Annotated in this window: 16 protein-coding genes; 8 read left to right on the forward strand and 8 right to left on the reverse strand. The window is 71.6% G+C overall.

Translation table 11 applies throughout. The annotated features are described in order from the left end of the window. Positions 1–97: 97 nt before the first annotated feature. A complete protein-coding gene (locus ABT158_RS17505; RefSeq protein WP_352354341.1) occupies positions 98–268 on the reverse strand; it encodes a hypothetical protein in 171 nt (56 codons plus the stop codon). A 238-nt stretch (positions 269–506) separates the two neighbouring features. Here ABT158_RS17505 and ABT158_RS17510 point away from each other — a divergent pair, with 238 nt between their 5' ends. Further along, positions 507–1,139: a hypothetical protein gene (locus ABT158_RS17510; RefSeq protein WP_352354343.1), complete on the forward strand. Its 633-nt coding sequence runs from the start codon at positions 507–509 to the stop codon at positions 1,137–1,139. Between the two features lie 42 nt (positions 1,140–1,181). On the opposite strand, the gene ABT158_RS17515 is transcribed toward ABT158_RS17510, so the two are convergent. The 4 genes from ABT158_RS17515 to ABT158_RS17530 form a co-directional block, all read right to left on the reverse strand. Further along, the gene (locus ABT158_RS17515; RefSeq protein WP_352354345.1) at positions 1,182–1,832 is read right to left on the reverse strand and encodes a response regulator transcription factor; all 651 of its coding nucleotides are present in this window, start codon (positions 1,830–1,832) and stop codon (positions 1,182–1,184) included. After that, positions 1,829–3,982: a sensor histidine kinase gene (locus ABT158_RS17520; RefSeq protein WP_352354346.1), complete on the reverse strand. Its 2,154-nt coding sequence runs from the start codon at positions 3,980–3,982 to the stop codon at positions 1,829–1,831. The genes ABT158_RS17515 and ABT158_RS17520 overlap by 4 nt, the downstream gene beginning before the upstream one ends. A 123-nt stretch (positions 3,983–4,105) precedes the next feature. Beyond that, on the reverse strand, positions 4,106–5,536 hold the full coding sequence (locus ABT158_RS17525) for an endo-1,4-beta-xylanase (protein WP_352354348.1): 1,431 nt from the start codon (positions 5,534–5,536) through the stop codon (positions 4,106–4,108). 323 nt (positions 5,537–5,859) lie between these two features. After that, positions 5,860–6,459 carry a TetR/AcrR family transcriptional regulator gene (locus ABT158_RS17530; protein WP_352354350.1) on the reverse strand — a complete coding sequence of 200 codons (600 nt, stop codon included), beginning with the start codon at positions 6,457–6,459 and terminating at the stop codon, positions 5,860–5,862. Between the two features lie 76 nt (positions 6,460–6,535). On the opposite strand from ABT158_RS17530, the gene ABT158_RS17535 reads away from it, so the two are divergent. Beyond that, on the forward strand, positions 6,536–6,922 hold the full coding sequence (locus ABT158_RS17535) for a DUF4345 domain-containing protein (RefSeq protein ID WP_352354352.1): 387 nt from the start codon (positions 6,536–6,538) through the stop codon (positions 6,920–6,922). A 42-nt stretch (positions 6,923–6,964) separates the two neighbouring features. On the opposite strand, the gene ABT158_RS17540 is transcribed toward ABT158_RS17535, so the two are convergent. The 3 genes from ABT158_RS17540 to ABT158_RS17550 all read right to left on the reverse strand — a co-directional run bounded on the left by ABT158_RS17540 (position 6,965) and on the right by ABT158_RS17550 (position 10,071). Then, positions 6,965–7,507 (reverse strand): hypothetical protein, encoded by a 543-nt coding sequence (locus ABT158_RS17540; protein WP_352354354.1) that lies wholly within the window; start codon positions 7,505–7,507, stop codon positions 6,965–6,967. A 101-nt stretch (positions 7,508–7,608) separates the two neighbouring features. After that, positions 7,609–8,856: an alpha-L-fucosidase gene (locus ABT158_RS17545; RefSeq protein WP_352354802.1), complete on the reverse strand. Its 1,248-nt coding sequence runs from the start codon at positions 8,854–8,856 to the stop codon at positions 7,609–7,611. Positions 8,857–8,883: 27 nt separating this feature from the next. Continuing rightward, on the reverse strand, positions 8,884–10,071 hold the full coding sequence (locus ABT158_RS17550; protein WP_352354356.1) for an ROK family transcriptional regulator: 1,188 nt from the start codon (positions 10,069–10,071) through the stop codon (positions 8,884–8,886). Positions 10,072–10,166: 95 nt separating this feature from the next. On the opposite strand from ABT158_RS17550, the gene ABT158_RS17555 reads away from it, so the two are divergent. Genes ABT158_RS17555 through ABT158_RS17580 form a run of 6 tightly spaced genes read left to right on the forward strand, consistent with a single transcriptional unit; the run spans position 10,167 to position 18,849 of the window. Further along, entirely contained in the window at positions 10,167–11,456 is a 1,290-nt protein-coding gene (locus ABT158_RS17555) for a sugar ABC transporter substrate-binding protein (RefSeq protein ID WP_352354358.1), read from the forward strand. After that, positions 11,453–12,421: a carbohydrate ABC transporter permease gene (locus ABT158_RS17560; RefSeq protein ID WP_352354360.1), complete on the forward strand. Its 969-nt coding sequence runs from the start codon at positions 11,453–11,455 to the stop codon at positions 12,419–12,421. Before ABT158_RS17555 ends, ABT158_RS17560 begins: the two co-directional genes overlap by 4 nt. Further along, positions 12,418–13,269, forward strand: coding sequence for a carbohydrate ABC transporter permease (locus tag ABT158_RS17565; protein WP_352354362.1), 852 nt, complete (start codon positions 12,418–12,420; stop codon positions 13,267–13,269). The genes ABT158_RS17560 and ABT158_RS17565 overlap by 4 nt, the downstream gene beginning before the upstream one ends. Before the next feature lie 17 nt (positions 13,270–13,286). After that, the gene (locus ABT158_RS17570; RefSeq protein ID WP_352354364.1) at positions 13,287–14,261 is read left to right on the forward strand and encodes a Gfo/Idh/MocA family protein; all 975 of its coding nucleotides are present in this window, start codon (positions 13,287–13,289) and stop codon (positions 14,259–14,261) included. After that, positions 14,258–15,223, forward strand: coding sequence for a Gfo/Idh/MocA family protein (locus ABT158_RS17575; protein WP_352354366.1), 966 nt, complete (start codon positions 14,258–14,260; stop codon positions 15,221–15,223). Before ABT158_RS17570 ends, ABT158_RS17575 begins: the two co-directional genes overlap by 4 nt. Continuing rightward, positions 15,223–18,849, forward strand: a complete 3,627-nt coding sequence (locus ABT158_RS17580) for a carbohydrate-binding protein (RefSeq protein WP_352354368.1) — start codon at positions 15,223–15,225, stop codon at positions 18,847–18,849. The genes ABT158_RS17575 and ABT158_RS17580 overlap by 1 nt, the downstream gene beginning before the upstream one ends. Positions 18,850–18,961: the final 112 nt, after the last annotated feature.

Here is an 18,961-nt window from a genome sequence, read left to right on the forward strand (position 1 = left end):
CCCCTCTCTGCTCACACCCGCACTTTAACAAAAAAAACAACAAAAACGCCCCCCGCGGGGGGGGGGGGGGGGGGCCCCCCCCCCCCCCCCGCTTCCTCTACAGCACGACTACGTGCATGTGGTCCTGCCTGTCGACGGTCTGCCCCAGGTGACTGCTGGCGGTCCACAGGCACATCTTGACGTGGCGCTCCGCGCCGCCGACGACGGCGTCCAGCGCGTCCTCGGGCAGCTCGGCTGCGCCGTCGAGGTCGTCCAAGCGAATGCTCATTCTTCTTACACCTCCCCCTGCAACGGTCTTCCGTGTTCCGGACAGGACGAGATCATTCACGCCGGGCGTCCCGGGCGCCCAGAGTGCGCGGTCCCGATGCTGCCCGCGGCGGGTGGGGCCAGGGTCCCGGGCCGGGCGAGGCCGAGCCGTGACGGCGCGCGTGGCTCCGCTCCCTGGCCGCCCGGGACGCCCGCCGGGGATCGTGCTGTCATCGTCCGGCTACGAAGGAGTCACGGCAGTGTCCGAGCGCATCGTCCCCAGCAGCGTCGACCCGAGCAACGTCGACCCCGGCACCCCTCCGCCCGCGCGCCCGGCGGCGCGTCCGGGCCACGTCCGGGCCGCCGGGCTGCTCCTGGCCGCCGGCGCCACCGCCTGGGCGGCCTCCACCGTCATCGTGGGTGACAAGATCAAGGACGGCATCCACGACCTCGACACCGTCACGGGGATGGTGTTCGTCGCGGGCCTGCTCGCCTTCGTCCGGCTCGTGGCGGTCACCCGCGGCGCCGGCGACGGCTGGACCCGGATCATCCCCTACGGCCTGCTGGCGGTGCTGGCCGGGGCGTTCCTGCTCAACGCGCTGTCCTTCGGCTACGCCCGCCACGACGACTTCCCGCTGCCGCTGATGATCCTGGACGCCTGCTGGCCGCTCGGCCAGCTCGGCATGCTGGTGCTCGGCGTCGTCATCGCGGTGCAGGGCCGCTACCGGGGCGCCCTCCGCGGGCTGCCGCTGCTCGCGGGCGCCTGGTTCCCGGTGACCATGGTCGCCGACCTCGCCGGCGGCTCGGCCGTCTCGGTGTACGTCAGCGCCGCCTGGCTGCTCGGCATGCACGCCCACCTCGGCGTCCGCCTCGCCGTCCGTCCCGCCCTGTGAGCCGGGGGCCGGGACGGAGCGAAGGCGCGGGCGGGGCGCCCGTCACTGGCCGAGGCCGGCCTGCCTGGCCTGGATGATGGCCTGGGCGCGGTCGGCGACCTGCAGCTTGGCGAAGACGTTGGAGACGTTGTTGCGCACCGTCTTCGGCGACAGGGACAGGCTCTCGGCGATCAGCCGGTTGGACAGGCCGGCCGCGATGAGGTCGAGGATCTCCCGCTCCCTGGTGGTGAGCTGCGGGAACGGCTTCTCGACCGGCGGGCGCAGGGTGGCGAGCCTGGCGAAGTAGCGCGTCACCCGCTCGGCCAGCGCGGGCCCGAAGATCACCTCGCCGCTGGCCACCGCCGTGATCGCGCGCAGGATCTCGGTCTGGTCGGCGCCCTTGAGCAGGTAGCCGCGGGCGCCGGCCAGCATGGCGGCGAAGACGCTCTCGTCGTCCTCGTGCATCGTGAGCACGAGGACGTGGGTGCCGGGGCAGCCGGCGGTGATCCGCTCGGTCGCCGCCACGCCGTCCAGCCGGGGCATCCGCAGGTCCATCACGACGACGTCGGGGTTCAGCCGCACGGCCTCGGCGACCGCCTCCTCGCCGTCGGCGGCGGTGCCCACCACCTCGGCCTCGCCGGTGGAGTGCAGCATCATCCTCAGGCCGTCGCGGTAGACGGGATGGTCGTCGGCCAGCAGCACGCGAGGCGTCACGGCGCGGTCACCGCCTCGGCCGAGAGGGCGGCGGAGGCGGGCAGGACGGCGTGCACGCGGGTGCCGCCGGCGTCGCCGGCCGACACGGCGCAGCGCCCGCCGAGCTCCTCGGCCCGTTCGCGCATGCCGACCAGCCCCACCCCGACCACCGCGCCGGGGAGCAGCCCGCGCCCGTCGTCCGTCACCTCGACCTCCAGCTCGTCGCCCGCCACGGCGACGCGCACGTGGCAGTGGCCCGCGCCCGCGTGCCGGGCGACGTTGGTGAGAGCCTCGCAGACTATCCGGTAGGCCGCCACCTCGGTCGCCGCCGGCAGCGCCGCCAGCTCCCCTTCGGTCTCCACCTGGACGGCGAGACCGCCGTCGCGGAACCTGGCGGCCTCGTGGCGCAGCGCGCCCGCCAGGCCGAACTGGTCGAGAGCCGGCGGCCGCAGGTTGTGCACGAGCCGCCGGACGTCGCCGAGCATGGTGCCCAGATCCGTCTTGACCTGCTCCAGCGCCTCGCGGGCCGCGCCGGTGTCGCGGGTGAGCAGGTTGTGCGCGGCCTGCACCTTCAGCGCGGCGGCGGCCAGGGTGGGGCCCAGCCCGTCGTGCAGGTCCCTGCGCAGCCGCCGCCGCTCCTCGGCCACGCCGGTGACCAGGCGTTCGCGGCTGTGCTGCAGTTCCTCGGTCAGCGCGGTCGCGCGGATGGCGGCGGCGGCCTGGCGGACGACGTCGGCCAGCAGGCGCTGGTCGGACTCGGCCGGCCAGGTGCCGGGGCGCGGCACGAGGGCGAGCCGGCCGATCGCCGCCTCGCGGTAGGCGAAGGGCAGCACGATGACGTCCCCGGCCGGGACGCCGTGCTCCACGATGACGGTCCGCCCGTCCGCGCGGTCCAGCTCGACCCGCGCGTACGGCGAGCCGAACGTCGCCGACACGGCCTTGGCGACCTGCAACAGCAGCTCCTCGGGCCGGGCCGACTCCTCCAGCCGCCGGGCCAGGGCCGAGACCACCTCGTACGGCTCGGTCCGTCCGGCCAGCACCCGGTCGACCCACCGCCGCACCCGCTCCCGCAGCGGGGCGTAGATGACGCCCACCGCGACCGCCGCCAGCACGGCCGCCTCCGGCTCGCCGATCAGCGCCCCCAGCCCGGCGAAGATCGGCACGTCGACCGCGACGACGGCCAGCGCGAGGCCGCCGTACAGCAGGGCCCAGCCGAGCAGCGGATCGATGTCGTAGAGCCGGTACCTGCTCACCGCGATCAGGACCGCCGCGGCGAGCGCCACCAGCGAGGCGACGAACGCGAAGTCCCGCGGCAGCCCGCTCACCACGGCGGGCACCACGATCATGATCGCGTTCACCAACGCCGCCAGCAACATCCAGCGCAACTGCGCCCGCAGCACGCCCCGCGAGCCCCTGAACCGCCACGCGAACGCCGCCACCGAGACGAGGAGGCTCACCACCAGCAGGGCGGGCGCCGCCGCCGTCCCCGCGCGCCACACCGCGTCCGGGATCGGCGGGAGCGGCGCGTCGATGCCGGGCCAGTGGCCGCCGGACGACTCGACGCGCCAGGGGACGCCGAGGAACACCACGACCGTCAGGGCCGTCGCGCCGAGCGAGAGCCAGGCGGCCGGCCGCCAGCGCGGTGAGGGCAGCCGTCCGTCGGGGAAGAACAGCAGCACGAGCAGCGGCAGCAGGTTGAGCAGCGGGCCCAGGCGCGCGCCGGCGTAGACGGCGGCCGGGGTCAGCGGCAGCGCGCCGCCGTGACGGGTCAGCGACAGCACCGCGTACGCGCCGGCCAGGCCGTTCACGCTCGACACGACCCCGCCGGCGATCAGCAGCCAGGTCATGAGATGGCGCGGCACCCGGACCGCCAGCACGCCTCCGGCGACCGCCAGGGCCGCGGCGGGGACCGCGGACGCCCACACGGCCCAGTTCAGCGGTTCGGGCCGGATGACCGTCCCGGTCGCCACGTCGATCCAGGCAGCGGTCACGGCGGCCAGGACGGACAGCCCGGCGAGCGCCAGCGCCCCTGCCGCGAGCCGCCGATCGGCCGCGGCCGTGGACGCCCGCCGCACGGCGTCCGGGGGAGCCGCGGCGGCAGCGTCCTGGGGAGCTTGGGCGCGCTGATCCGGCGGGGCCGGGACGCGGCTGCCGGCGGAGGGATCGGGCACGCCGCCCAGATTGTCACAGAGATCCCCGGGAGCACACGGGAGCGGTGTCCCGTCCCGGCCGGGTCACCTGTCCCGGCCGCCGTCCCGCCGCACGCCGGACGGGGACCGGGCTCTTCCCGGCTGCTACGGGTGTCCCGGCATGCCGGCCAGCTCCCAGACCGGGGTGCCCGAGCACGGCACCAGTTCGATCACGGCTCCCGTGGCGGTGCTCCGATCCTTGACGGCGACGCATCGGGAGTTGCTGACGGACACGATCTGCTGGCCGTCCCCCGACGGACGCAGCTCGAACCGGTAGTCGGTGAGCAGGGGCGCGCACGAGCCGCGGGTCAGGGTGTCCTGGATCCCCGCCCTCGGGGTGCCCACCTTGAGGCACTGGTCTCCGGACGGGTCGGAGATCTGGTAGGTCTTCGTCGCCACGCGGCGGAACAGCAGCCGCTGGTCCGTCCCGCACGCCGCCTGGACGACCTGGGTGCCGGAGAAGGACAGGCACTTGTCGGAGTGGCCCGCGACGGCGGTCGAGGTGAAGTCCCGCTCCGTCAGCGCGGACCGCAGCTGGAGGTAGGCGGGCTTCTTGGCCAGCTGCTCGTCCAGCGGGTGGGCCGCACCCCAGCCGGGAACCCCGGACGGCACCCACGAGTACTTGTCGGTGAGGCTCCACATGGACAGGGACACGCAGCGGGCGACGGCCAGGCACGCCGCGGCGGCCCGGCGGTAGACCTCACCCTGGGCGGCCAGCTTGCTCGCGTCCACCGGCAGCTTGAGCCGGACGTCCAGCTCGGTGACGGCCACGTCGACGCCCAGCCCGGCGAACATCTGCAGAGTGCCCTTGAGCTGCGTCAGCGGCATCGTGTCGGGCACCGGGTCCTGGATCAGGGAGTGGGTCTGGAAGCCGACGCCGTCGATCGGCACGCCCTGGGCCCGCAGGTCGTGTACGAGGTTGTACAGGCCGGTCCGCTTGGGGTTGTTCCACTCGGCGTTGAAGTCGTTGATGTAGAGCTTGGCCGCGGGGTCGGCGGCGTGGGCCCAGCGGAAGGCGTCGGCGATGTAGCCGGGGCCCAGGCGCTTGAGCCAGATGGACTGCCTGAGGGTGCCGTCCTCGGCGAGGACCTCGTTGACGACGTCCCATACGGCCACCCGGCCGGCGTAACGCTTGACGGTGGTCTCGATGTGCTGCCGGAGCGCGTCGCGCAGTTGCTCGTCGCTGAGTGAGCCGTTGGTGACCCAGGTGGGCAGACCGCCGTGCCAGACGAGGGTGTGACCGCGGACCGTCTGCTTGTTCTCCTCGGCGAAGGAGACGACGGCGTCCGCCTTGGCCCAGGTGTGCACATTCCGTTCGGGCTCGACGTTGACCCATTTCATGGCGTTCTCGGGGGTCACGCTGTTGAACTCGTACTTGAGCTTGTCGCGGTAGCCGTTGTCGGTCTCCAGGGCGCGGTCGTTGACGGCCGCCCCGATGCGCAGGTTCCGGGCCGCCGCCACGGTACGCAGGGTCTCCTCGGCGGCGGCGGCGGGGACGACGGCCGTCGTCATGACGCCGAGCAGAACGGCGCTCATGCCGGCGAGGGACAAGATGGATAGTTTCATTGCTTCTTTCGTCATTGGCTCACGAGCCGGAAGCTCGTCGTCAGTGAGGGGGGCAGGAGAGCCGCCGCGCCCGGAGGAGGCCGGACGGCCTGCGGGTATCCTGCTCGGGCAGGCGCTCCTGCGAGGGGTGGACCATCGTGGGCTCCTGTCCGGTCACGGGCACGACCGGTGAGGGACTGGTCCCCCCACCAAGATCATGACACTAGGGCATTCCGCCGTGATTCGCCCTCATTCAGTCCTCGAACCGGCCTCGCCGCCGCATTCCCCGGGGGGCGGCGTGCGCGACGTGTCCGTCAGCGGTTCGCCGGGTCGTCGGGGAGCAGGGGTTCGAGGGCGCCGAGGGCCGCGCCGACGCAGATGTCGCGCAGCTGGTCGCGCGTGCAGGTCTCGCGGGTGAGCCAGTCGACGCAGAGGACCTGGACGAAGACCAGCCAGCTCTTCAGGACCCCGGAGACGGCCTCCCGGACGTCGTCGCCCGCGAGCGGAAGGACCGCCAGCAGCCTCGCCCGGAGCGCGTCCAGCTCGTTCGACATGATCGTCTGGATCACCGGATCGCCCGCGAGCACCCGGTTCGCGGCGAGGACGGCGTTGCGGTTGGCCACGAAGTAGTCGAGATGGACGTCCATGCCCTGCCCGAGCTGCTCGCGCAGCGACTGGGCGGGGTCGAGCCGCGTCTCGGCGAGCAACCGGTCCGCGGCCTGCTGGTAGACGGCGGCGAAGAGGGCCTGCTTGCTCGGGAAGTGCCGGTAGAGCAGCGCCCGTGACACGCCGGCCTGCTCGGCGACCTCCTCCATCAGCACGTCGGCGTAGGGGTGCGCGGCGAAGAGCCGGGCGCCGACGGCGAGGAGCTGGGCGTGGCGCCCGTCAGGGGTGAGTCGCCGGCGTGGAGGCATGGACCAAGTCTAGTTGACACACGTCTACTAGACGCGCCACCGTAGTAGACACATGTCAACTATGGCGGGAGAGATCATGGTCAAGGCGCTCCGTACGCTCGCCCGGCTGATGGGGTGGGCCTGCGTGCTGATCGGCCTGCTGCACGTGGCGCTCGGCAACGCGGCGATCCCCGGCGCCGCTGCCGCGGGGCCGACGATCGACAGCTGGGGCCGGTTCATGGGGGCCGCCTTCGCCGGCTACGGGCTGGCGTGGGTGTGGGCGGCGCGGCAGCGCCCGATCCCGGCCGGGGTGGTGCGGTGGCTGGCCGCCGTCTTCCTGCTGGGCGGCGTGGGCCGGCTGCTCTCGCTCGCCGTGTCCGGCCCGCCGCACGGGTTCCAGGTCGTGCTGGCGGTCATCGAACTCGTCCTGCCGCCGGTCTTCTTCTGGCTCGCCGGCAAGGAGGAACGCGCTCACTCGGCCTGAACGGCCCGGCCGAGCCGGGCGCGAGCACCGCGACCGGCGGGGTCAGCTCCAGGTGGCCCGCTGGAGGATCGGGCCGAGCCGGTTGTCGCTCCACTGGTCGAAGACCAGGATCTTCGACTTGGGCAGGTGCCAGATCCGCTCCTGGTAGGAGACGCCGGTCCGCTTGGCCGACTGCGTCGAGCAGCCGACACGCCAGACGCGGTAGGTGGCCTTGTGCCCCGCGCCGACCGGACGGACGCCACGGCCGACGAGCTTGCCGGGGAAGTCCTCTATGTAGCGCTTGTCGGGTACGCAGCTCGCGAGCCCGTTGCCCGGGTGGTACTGCTCCTCGGGGCTGTAGGGGTTGCCGTGGCGGGCCAGAGAGATGCCCTCCGGCCCGACGAGGTAGAACCCGCGGCACTCCACGGCGAGCCGGTCGCAGCGGCCGGTCCTGACGTGGATGCCCCACCTGTCCTCCTTCCCGACCTTCCAGGCGGCGGGGATCTGGAGCGTCATGCCGCGGAAGGTCAGCGGCTTGGTCGCCGCACTTTGCGCGGGTGCGCCGGTCAACAGGAGGGAGGCGGTCACAACGAGGGTCGTCAGCATGATCACGAGGCTAGGGAAGCCCGCTTGTGGCTCGGCTGCAACGCACTTGTAGCCCGCTCGAACCGCCCGCTCCTCCCGGGCGCACCCTCGGTCCGTGACGGTCAGTCGCGGCCGCTGCCGCGGTAGAGGTCCAGCTCGCCGTCGAGTTCCAGGGCGAGCACCGTGGCGTGCGGGTCGATCGCGTGCGCGGGTGGCGCGTCGATCCACAGGACGCCGGGCACCCCGTTGAGCTCCCCGGTGATCGAGTGCCCGAGCTCGCAGTCGGCGCCGACCACCCTGGCGCGCAGGACGGCGTTGCGCAGCCCGCGCACCGTCACCGTGTCGCGGGGCGGGTCGAAGCAGGTCAGGTACAGGGTCCTGCGGTCGGCGGACAGCGTGCTCGGGCCGTAGTGGTGGCCCGCCGGCAGCCCGGCGGTCGTGCCGTACACCGCCTCCGCGTGCCGGTCGATCCAGGCGCCGAGGCCCTTCAGGCGGTCGGCCTGTTCGGGCAGGATGCGGCCGTCGGCGGTGGGGCCGACGTCGAGCAGGAGGTTGCCGCCCGCGCCGATGGTCTCGGCGAAGTAGCGGACCAGGTGGCCCACGGGCTTGTGGTTGGTGTCGTGCGGGCGGAAGCCCCAGTTGTCGTTGACGGTGAGGCACAGCTCCCACGGGCCGTCGGGCGGCGTGATGGGGACGCCCTGTTCCGGCGTCGCGTAGTCGCCGCGCGAGAGCATGCGCGCGTTGAGCACGGTTTGCGGCCCCACGGCGAGGATGCGGTCGGCGAGGGCGTCGATGCCCCACTGCTCCTCCGAGCGTTCCCATTCGCCGTCGAACCACAGCAGGTCGGGCCGGTACCGCTCGACGAGCTCGTCGACCTGGCCGTCGCGGTAGGCCAGGTAGCGGGCCCACGCGGCCGGGTCCTCCTGGCCCTCCGGGGGAGTCACGTAGGGGCTCGGGTGGGCCTGCGGGCCGACGACGCTGGGGTAGTCGGGGTGGTTCCAGTCGGAGTGCGAGTAGTACAGCCCGACCTTCAGCCCGCGCTCACGCAGCGCGTCCGCGAAGGGGCCGACCAGGTCGCGTCCCGCCGGGGAGGCGGTGACGTTCAGGTCGCCGTACGCGGTGTCCCACAGCGCGAAGCCGTCGTGGTGCCGGGTGGTGAGCACGGCGTACCGGGCTCCGGCCTGGGCGAACAGCTCCGCCCATGCCGCGGGGTCGTAACCGTCGGCGGTGAATCCGCCGATCTGGGCCAGGTAGTCCTCACGGGAGATGTCGCCGTAGTAGAACGACCAGGACTCGGCCACTCCCTCGACGGCGTAGAGGCCGTAGTGGACGAAGATGCCGAGCTTGGCGTCGGTGAACCAGGGCTGCATGGGCACGGGGGGATCCTTCTTCGGTTCTTACCATTTCCAGGGCGGCGTCGAGGCGCTGGAGAGCGTCTTGCCGCCCAGGGCCGAGGCGTAGAGCTGTTCCATGACGGAGGTGGCGGCCAGGCCGCCCGCGCCGGTGATCGACGCGCGTTCCTTCAACGCGGAGGGGACGATCGGGGGCGCCGGCCGTACGGTGCACAGCCTCTCGACGTGGCGGCGCAGCGGGTCGAGAAAGGTGTCGCCCGCCTGGACGTTGCCGCCGCCGACGACCACGATCTCGGGGTCGACGGTGAGCACCAGCGCGGCGATGCCGATCGCGATGACGTCGGCGAACCGGTCGACGGCGGCCACGGCGAGCGGGTCGCCCGCGGTCGCGGCGTCGAACACGCCCTCCCTGCTGACCCGGCGGCCGTCGGTGAGCTCGACGTCGTGCAGGTGCTGCTGGGCATGCTCCCAGCCCATCTGCGGCAGCGCGCCGATCTCGCCGGCGGCGCCGTTCGCGCCCCGCACGACGGCGTTGTTCAGGACGACCCCCGCCCCGGTGCGGTTGCCGGAGTGCACGTAGACCATCGAACCGGCCTCGGCGGCGCTGCCCTTCCACGCCTCGGCGAACGCGGCCAGGTTCGAGTCGTTCTCGACGGCGATGGGGCACTCGAAGGACGACGCGAAGGCGGTCCGCACGTTCAGCCCCTCCCAGTCGTCGAGGCCGCGCGTGACGACGTCCTGGTAGACCACGGCGGGCACGGACACCCCCATCGCCCACACGTCGGAGCGCCCGCGGCCCTGCGCGGTGAGGAGCTGGTCGACCACCTCGACGGCGTCGGCCAGGACGGCCTCGGGCGGGTCCGCGACGGAGACGGTGATCGAGCGCGTGGCCAGGACCTCGCCGTTCAGGTCGGCGAGCTCGGCGCGGGTGGTGTGCTGGCCGATGTCGATGCCGGCGACGACGGCCGCGCCCGCGTTGAACCGGTAGCGGTTGGCCGGCCGCCCGGCTCCGGTGGGGGAGAGGGGCTCGACGGTCGTCACCCAGCCGAGGGCCACGAGGTCGCCCACCACCGTGTCGGCCGCGGTCTTCGACAGCCCGACGGCCTGGGCGATCGCCGGGATGGTGAGGGGCTCCAGGCGGATGGCCTCGATCACCGCCAGCGAATTGATGCGGCGCAGGCGCGACTGGCCCACGGGCTGGCGCAGCAGGCTCGCTTCACGTCCGATCAGCACTCACGTGGCCCTTTCGTTTCCTAAGACGTCTTCCATTAAAACACAAAGTGTATTTATTATTGCCAACCGTGCCTCCCAGCCAGAAGGGACCATCCATGCGCAATCGCGCCATAGCCCTCGCCACCTGCGCCTCCGCCGTGCTCGCCCTCGGCGCGTGCGGCCAGAAGCTCCAGGACGCCGGTCCGTCGGCCTCCGCCGGCGCCGCGCCCGCGAGCCTCCTCTACTGGGGCAAGTGGGCCAAGGGCACCCCGCAGGCGAACCTCTTCGAGAGCGTCATCGCCGACTACACCCGGCAGACCGGCGTCAAGATCGACGTCCAGTGGCTCGCACAGGGCCAGGAGCAGCAGGTCAAGAACGCGGTCGCCACCGGCGCCGGTCCCGACTTCTTCGACACCGCCATCGACCACACCGCCGAGTTCCGCACCGCCGGCGTGCTCGGCGACATGGGCCCGATCTTCAGGACCAAGATCCCGGGCGAGGACAGGACCATCGAGGAGGTCCTGCCGAAGAGCGTGCTCAAGGCCATCAGCGACGACAAGGGGTACGGCTTCGTCCCGCACAGCGTCTTCTCCATCGGCCTGTGGTACGACTCCGCCAAGTATCCCGACTTCGCCCCCAAGTCGTTCGACGAGTTGCTGGAGATCGCCAAGAAGGAGAAGGCGTCCGGCCGCGCGCCGATCGCGCTCGACGGCTCGGTCAACGCCTACAACTCCTTCTGGATCCACCAGATGCTGCTGTCCACGGCCGGCCCCGGCATCCTGCTGAAGCTCGCCGCCGACCCGGCCGCCTGGGACCTGCCCGAGGTGAAGCGGGCGGCCAAGGCGCTGGAGTCGCTGGTGAAGGCCGATCTGTTCGAGCCCGATTACATGGCCACCAAGTTCCCGGCCGCGCAGAACGCCTGGGCGGGCGGCAAGCACAGCTTCATCCTGAACGGCTCCTGGCTCGGCAGCGAGACCGCCTCGCTGCGCGCCGCCGCGGTCAAGCCCCGCATCATCGCCTTCCCGCCGGTCGACCCCGCCAAGGGCGCGGTCGCCACGGTCGGCGCGCTCGGCTGGGGCGTGAACGCCAAGTCGAAGAACCAGAAGGCGGTCGCCGACTTCCTGGCGTTCGCCATGCAGAAGAAGTACATCGACCGCGTCGGCACCGACGCGGCCAACATCCCCGCGCGCGCCGACTCGCCCGCCCCGGTGGAGCTCCAGCAGCTGCAGGCGTCCATCCGCGACGCGGAGCAGGTCACGCTCGACGGCGACGGCGTCTCGACCGTGCAGCCCAAGTGGCTGGCCGACGTCTTCCTCCCCCTCGACGACAAGTTCGTCGCCGGCAAGCTCAGCGCCGAGGAGTTCCTGGCCGAGGGCAAGGCGAAGACCGCCGCCATGAACGGATGACCGTGACCGTGTCCGACACCGCCCTGCGGGCTCCGTCCGCGGGCAGGCGGGCGAAGGCGCCCCGCGGCGCGCTCCAGGGCGAGCGCCGCCGGCTGTACCTGCCGATGCTGCTTCCCGCACTGATCGCCTACCTGGTCTTCTTCGTGCTGCCGTCGTTGTTCGGCGTCGTGCTCAGCTTCGCCGAGTGGTCAGGGCTCGGGACCGAGCTGTCCTGGGTCGGCTTCGCCAACTACGTGTCGATGGCCGGGAGTGAGCTGTTCCGTGCCTCGTTCGTGCAGACGCTGGTCCTGACGCTGGTCGTGGGCCTGGCGCTGTTCCTCATCGCCGGCGCCTCCATGATCGTATTGCGTGCGGCGCGCGGCAGCGCGTTCATCCGGGCCGCCGTCTTCCTGCCGTTCATGATCTCGCCCATCGCCGTGGGCCTCGCCGTCTCGTTCCTCTTCAACCCGGACGGACTGATCAACACCGTGCTGGGGGCCCTCGGCCTGTCCGAGCTGCGCCAGCCCTGGCTGGCCCCCGAGCTGATCTTCAACGTGATCATGGCCGGCGTGGTCTGGAGCGCGGCCGGCTTCTACGTCGTGCTGGTGATGTCCGCGGTCGACGGCATCCCGCCGAGCTACTACGAGGTGGCCAGGATCGAGGGCGCGAGCGAGCTCCAGCAGTTCCGGTACGTCACGCTCCCCTTGACCAGGGACATGCTGGCCATCGCCGCCTCGCTCTGGGCGATCGCCGGCATCAAGACCTTCGAGATCGTCATCGCCTTCGTCGGCACGGCGGGCACCCCGCCCCCCGAGGCCAGGACCCTCGCCGTCGAGCAGTACCTCCGGGTCACCGGCGGCCGTGAGGGCGGCCTGGCCCAGCTCGGCGAGGCCGCGGCGATCGGGATCGTGATGACGGTGATCACCGCCGTCCTGATCGTCCTGTCGCGCAGGATCCAGCGGCGCGAACGACTGGAGCTGGCATGATCCGCGCCGGGCTCGCCCTGATCAGGGCCCTGATCTGGGCCTGGGCGCTGTTCAACGTCGGCATGGTGGTCTGGGTCCTGCTGAACTCGCTGAAGAGCTCGCGGGAGATCTTCGACAACCCGGCCGGCCTGCCCGCCACCTGGATGTGGGAGAACTTCGCCACCGCGTGGTCGGACTCCGGGCTCGGCGCCGCCGCGATCAACTCGGTGGTCCTCACGCTCGTGTCCGTCGTGCTCATCATGGCGCTGTCCATCCCCGCCGCCTACGCGGTGGCACGGCTGGGCGGGCGCTCCAGCGGCCCTGTCGCGACCTTCTTCGCGGTGGGCATGAGCATCCCGTTCCAGGCGTTCGCCGTCCCCATGGTGCTCATCGGGGCGGGGCTGTCCCGGTTCATGATCGACTGGGTCACCGGCGTCTGGGACACGCGGATCACCGTCACGCTGTTCTACGTCGTGCTCAGCCTGCCGTTCAGCATCTTCGTGCTCATCGGCTACTTCCGCTCGCTGCCCGGCGACGTGGAGGAGGCGGCCGCTCTCGACGGCGCGTCGCCGTTCCGCACCTTCCTGCAGATCATGGTGCCGCTGGCCAAGCCCGGCATCACGACCGTGGCCGTGCTGAACGCGCTGAGCCTGTGGAACGAGACCGTGATCGTGCTGATGCTCGTGCCCGACCAGAGCGCGCAGACCCTCAACGTCGCCCTGCTCAACTTCTACTCCAACATGCAGTACACCTCGAACTGGGGTGGGCTCTTCGCCGGCGTCGTCATCGTGGTGCTCCCGATGATCGCGACCTATCTCTGGTTCGGCCGCCGCATCGTCAACGGCATGACGCAAGGCATCGGCAAATGACAAGAAACGGATCCCCCATGCACGCAACGGTCGGACTCATCGGCGCCGGTGGCATCGCCAACGCGCACCTCCCGGCCTGGCTCGACCTCGGCCACGACGTCGTCGTCCACTCGATCGCCGACGACGCCGAGGCGCTGACCCGGCGCCACGGCGGCGGCCGGACCGTCCCCAGCCTGGACGCCCTGTTCGAGGCGGCGGACGTCGTCGACATCTGCACGCCGACCCACACCCACTACGAACTGGCGCTCGCCGCGCTCGGTCACCGCCTGCCGACGATCTGCGAGAAGCCGCTGACCCGTACGCTCCCCGAGGCGGAGGACCTGGTCGCCCGCTTCGCCGACGCCGGGGTCCCGCTGTTCCCCGCGCACGTCGTACGCTATTTCGCCGAGTACGCCGAACTGCACCGGGCCGTCACCCGCGGCGACATCGGCAGCGTCGCCGTGCAGCGGCACACCCGCCAGGGCCGCAGCCCGGCCGGCGGCTGGTTCCTGGACGAGGCGCTCTCCGGCGGCGTGCTGCTCGACCTCATGATCCACGACATCGACATGGCGCGCTGGATCGGGGGAGAGGTCGAGCGCGTCTTCGCCCGCACCCACGCGGTCGGCGGCAGCCAGAGCACCCAGGCGTTCCTCACCCACGCCAACGGCTCGATCTCCGTGCTGACGGCGACCTGGACCACCGCGCCGATCGAGTTCAGGACGCTGTTCGAGGTGGCCGGTTCGCACGGGCTGCTGCACGCCGACTCCGACGAGCGCCGCCCCTACCGCTACCAGGGCGACGCCGTGCCCGCGCCCGACATCCTGCCCGACTTCTCCCCGCTGACCAGCCCCTACCGGGCCGAGATCGAGGACTTCGTCCGCTCGGTCGCCACCGGTGTCCCGCCCCGCGTCACCGCGCTGGACGGCCTGGCCGCCATGCGCATCGCCGACGCCGTCGCCCGCTCGGCCGCCGAAGGCCGGCCGGTCGACCTCAAGCCCCTGGAAGCCGCATGAAGATCGCCCTGCTCTCCTTCGCCCACCTGCACGCCGCCGAGTACGCCGCCGCGCTCCTGCGCTGCGACGACGTGGAGATCGGCGCCTACGCCGACGGCTACGACGGCGTCCCGGACGGCGTCACCGCCTTCCGGACCGAGGACGAACTGTGGGCCTGGCGGCCCGACGGCGTGGTGATCTGCGCCGAGAACACGCGGCACCGGGAGTTCGCGCTGCGCGCCGCCGCCGAGGGCGTGCACGTGCTCTGCGAGAAGCCGCTCGCCACCTCGCTCGCCGACGCCACCGCGATGCTGGCGGCCGCCCGCGCCGCGGGAACCGTCCTCATGACCGCCTTCCCCGTCCGCTTCGCGCCGGCCTACGCCGACCTGCGGGCCGCGGTACGGCGGGGCGACCTCGGCCGGATCGTGTCGATCGCGGCCACCAACTGCGGCGGCGTCCCCACCAGCCGGGACTGGTTCACCGATCCGGCGAGCAGCGGCGGCGGCGCCCTGACCGACCACGTCGTGCACGTCGCCGACCTGCTCGCCGACCTGCTGGACGACGACCCGGTCGAGGTCTACGCGATCGCCAACTCCATCCCCAACCCGGGCAAGGCCGTCGAGACCGCCGGGCTGGTCTCCCTGCGCTACCGCGACGGGGTCATCGCCTCCATCGACTGCTCCTGGTCGCGCCCGCCCGGCCGTCCCAACACCGGCGACCTGGTCACCCTCACCGTGATCGGCACCGAGGGCGTGGCCGACATCGCGCCCTTCTCCGGGGTCCTCACCGGATGGAACGGCGGCCCGCTCGCCCACGGGTACGGCGCGCCGCTCGACGACCTGCTCATCCGCGCCTTCCTCGACGCCGTCCGCGACGGCGAGGCCCGCCAGCCCGACGCCAGGGCGGGCCACCGGACCGTCGCCCTCGTCGAGGCGGCCTACCGCTCCCTGCACGACGCCGCCCCCGTCCCCCTGGAGATCTGATGATCCGCCATGCCCTCGGCGCCGCCACGATGACCGCCGCCTTACTGGTGCTGCCCGCGCCCGCCGCCTCCGCCGCCGAACCGGCCGCCGGCCGTACGACGGTGACCTTCTCCGACACCCACGAGATCCTGCACGGCAACCCGTACACCGGCACCGCGTTCGACGTGAACACGCACCGGACGCCGGGCACGCCCGGCTACACCTTCACCAACGACCCGGGCATCACCGACTTCATCGAAGGCAGGAAGAAGATCCCCGCCGACGCCGACGTGGTGCGGCTCCAGCTCGCCTGGGCCGACTTCGAGCCCGACGACGGCGTCTTCGTCTGGGACCGCCTCGACGCGTTCATGAAGCGGGTGAACGAGCAGGGCAAGACGGTCGAGTTCCAGCTGCTCATGTCGGAGGCGCCCGACTACAAGAACGATCCGGGCGTCTTCCCGTACGAGTACCCGCCGGCCTGGCTGTTCGACAAGGCCGGGGTGCCCTTCCGGATGGCGCCGTACAACGACTACTTCTCCAAGCAGCCGATCTACTACAACCCGATCTACCTGGACCGGCTCAAGCGCGCGGTGGACGCCTTCGCCGGCCGCTACGACGGCGACCCGGGCGTGGCGTGGGTGGACCTGCGCGCCTTCTCCCTGTTCGGCGAGTGGTCGGGCTGGAACGACGCGATGAACTTCCCGTGGCCCGACAACGCCACCCGCGTCTCGACGCTCCAGGCGATCCTCAAGATCTACGACGACGCGTTCGACAAGTCGATGGTCATGATGCAGAACGCCGGCGCGGAGGTGAACAAGAACGACCCCGACGCCGACACCCAGGCCAAGCGGTTCAGCGTGTACGGCTACGAGAAGGCGGCCACGTTCGACAACTGGGGCGTGCGGTCCGACACGGTCAACGCCGGCTTCGTCTGGCACAACTACGGCGACACCGCGCAGGCCCCGTACGTCAACCGCAGGCTCCGCCGCGACATGATCCAGGTGTCCGAGGGCTCCAACTGGGACAACCCCACCATCATGCTGAACAACCCCCGGCTGTTCGTGAAGAACTCGCTGGAGGGCTACCACTCCAACCTCCAGGGCATCAACAACACCGGCTTCGCGAACTGGCAGCCGATGAAGGACGCCTACGGCGAGTGGTTCGAGACGCTGGCGCGGTTCACCGGCTACCGCTTCCTCATGCCCACCGCGACCTACGACACCGAGGTCGAGCCCGGCGGCGAGTTCCGCATCTCGCACACCTGGACCAACAACGCGGTCGGCTTCAGCCCCCGGCGCTACCCGGTCGAGGTGCGCTTCACCGACAAATCCACCGGCCACGTCGTGTGGCGCGGCACCGACGCCGCCCTCGACCAGACCAAGCTCTTCAAGGGCGACGTCCGCCAGATCAACTCGGCCTTCACCCTCCCGTCCGACCTGCCCGCGGGCTCCTACGACGTGGCCGTCGCCATGCTCGGCGCGGACGGCAAGCCGCGGATCGAGCTGGCGATGCCGGGCGGCAAGGACAAGGTGTACCCGATCGGCGCCGTCCGGGTCGCCGCCGGAGCCGTGCCGGCCGGGCGGCCGACGACCCCGCTGACGCAGTTCACCATCCAGAACGAGGACTACACCGCGGCCGCCGGCGCCTACGGCGTCGAGACCCCGCCCGAGGGCGGCCTCGGCGCGCTCTACATGGACGCGGCCGGCGAGTCGGCCGAGTACGACAACGTCGACGTGCCCGCCACCGGCACCTACCGGGTCGAGTTCCGTGCCTCCTCCGAGGAGGCCAACCACCTGAAGGTCGAGGTCGACGGCAAGGAGGTGACCACCGTCAAGGTGCCGGACTCCGGCGGCTACAACACCTACCGGACCTTCGAACGGCGGATCCCGCTCACCGAGGGCCGCCACACGATCAAGCTCACCCGGCCCGATGGGCGCTGGTTCTTCCTCAACTGGATGCGGTTCACCCTGGAACGGCCCGAGTCGATCACCCTCCAGGCCGAGTCGGCGACCGGGCAGCAGGGCACCCAGAACACCGACCTCGCCGACAGCGACGACGGCACCCCCGGCGTCGCCTCCATCGACACCGGCGACTGGTCGCGCTTCGACGACGTCAGCGTCCCCGCCGACGGCAAGTACCTGCTGCAGCTTCGCTACTCGACCGTCGACGACAAGCCGCTGAAGTTCCGCGTCGAGGTCGACGGCGCCGACGCCACGGGACCGCTGAGCCTGCGCCCCACCGCAGGCGTGCTCAGCCCGCGGACCGAGGACTTCGTCCTGCCGCTGACCGCGGGCAAGCACTCGGTCAAGGTCGTCTGGATCGAGGCGAGCAGCAGCATCGACTGGAACTGGCTGCGGCTCGACCTGCAGGGCACGTCCGAGCAGACCGTCGAGGCCGAGCGCTGGACCATGCAGTGGAACACCGACCAGGAGTGGAACTGGAAGGGCCCCGACACCGGCGTCGTCACCGAGGACGGCGTCGTCGGCGGCATCGACCCGAACGACTACCTGCGCTACGAGAACGTGTTCGTCCCCCACACCGGCATGTACAAGGTGACGTTCAAGGGCTCGGCCGCCCAGGACACCACGTTCAGGTTCGAGGTGGACGGCGACCGCAACACGGTCTTCGTCCCCAAGTCCGACGACGCGAACGTGACCACCTGGGGCAAGATGTCCGCCGGCCTGCACACCCTCCGGATCGTCAGCGAGGGCAGCGGGCTGGAGCTCGACAAGTTCACCATCACCGCCTCCACCGCCGCGATCAAGGCACTCGACGTCACGGGCGCCGGCGCCCTCAAGGTCGGCGAGCCCGCCCGGCTGTCCGTCGCGACGGTCGCCGCGGACGGCACCCGCACCCCGCTCACCGAGGGCGTCACCTTCAAGAGCTCCGACCCGTCGATCGCCACCGTGGACGCGGACGGCCTCGTCACCCCGCGCGCCTGGGGCGCCGCCACGATCACCGCGATCCACGACGGATTCTCCGGCGAGCACAGGATCACCGTCACCGACCCGAAGGTGGTGCTCACCTACGTCAACGACACCGACAAGCGCATCGTCTACCCCGTGGACGACTTCACCTACAGCCCCGACCGCGGGCTGGGCGACCACGGCGACGACGTCCACGCCGGCTGGCGCGCCGGGCAGGCCGTCGAGTTCACCTTCACCGGCACCGGCATCAGCCTGCTGTCCGAACGCTACTCCGACATGAGCACCATCGACATCTACGTCGACGGCCGGCTCAAGGCCACGGTCGACTGCGACTCCCCGGTACGGCTGGCCGCCCAGCGGGTGTTCCAGCTCACCGGGCTGCCGATGGGCGATCACACCATCAAGGTCGTCAACGGCGCGGACAAGTTCCTCATCATCGACGCGTTCGTGGTCGAGACGCCCAACACCTGGAACGGCGCCGAACTCGGCGTCGGCAACGTCAACGCCAAGTCGGTGACCCTGACCTGGCCGTCCGTGCCGACCGCCATCGGCTACGCGGTCCTCGACGGCGGCACGGAGGTCATGCGGGTGACGGGGACGACGGCTCGGGTCACCGGGCTCCGGGGCCGCACGAGCTACACCTTCACCGTCCGCCCGCTGGCCGCCGACGGCACGACCCTCCCGATCGAACTGTCGGCCACGGTCCGGACCAAGGGCTGACCGCACCAGCTCGAAGCGGGCCGGGGCGGGCGGGCCGGGGGGGGGGTTGTTTTGTGTGGGGTTGCGGGGGGGGGGGTGGTTTTGATAGGCATGCGGGGGGGGGGGGGGAAGA

Origin of the sequence: Nonomuraea sp. NPDC001636, assembly GCF_040298265.1 — a bacterium.
In the GTDB taxonomy this organism is placed as follows: Bacteria; Actinomycetota; Actinomycetes; order Streptosporangiales; family Streptosporangiaceae; genus Nonomuraea.